Below are 431 nucleotides of genomic sequence, written 5' to 3'. Positions count from 1 at the left end.
GTTCCGTCATGGTTGCTGATAATTCATCTGAATTGGCATCTACACGGTCTATTCCTTTTTTTAAATCTCCAACCAGATTTCGCATATTGCCAGTTGCATTATTCAAGAAATTAGAGATCGTGCTAAATTCATCTGCGCCTAAAATCTCCAGCGATTCAGCCAGGTTACCCGACTCCAGGCTGGAAGCGTATTGCTTCATTTTCAATAACTTCCCGGTTAACCGGAAGGATGACCATAAACCTACACCAAGATAAAGGATTGCGGCAACAGACACAAACCAAATGGTTAAATGTTGCGGGATGATGAACATGCTGCCAACCAATAAAATGCCAATGAGGATATAAGGCAGGATAACGGTTTTGATTTGGCCCATTGTAATGGCTTTGGACAATTTTTTTATTCCCATGGTGCAACTCCCTTCTTTATGAAAC

Annotated in this window: 1 protein-coding gene; it reads right to left on the bottom strand. The window is 41.3% G+C overall.

The genetic code is table 11. The features are described 5' to 3' along the window. On the bottom strand, positions 1 to 406 hold a 406-nt coding region (locus ACLWS4_RS37525; RefSeq protein ID WP_416876506.1), incomplete at its 3' end, for a hypothetical protein. Positions 407 to 431 lie beyond the last annotated feature (25 nt).

Source organism: Kitasatospora sp. SC0581, from assembly GCF_048159585.1.
Taxonomy (GTDB): domain Bacteria; phylum Actinomycetota; class Actinomycetes; order Streptomycetales; family Streptomycetaceae; genus Kitasatospora.
Note: the sequence above shows the minus strand (reverse complement) of the source record. Positions and strands in the feature narration are given on the sequence as shown.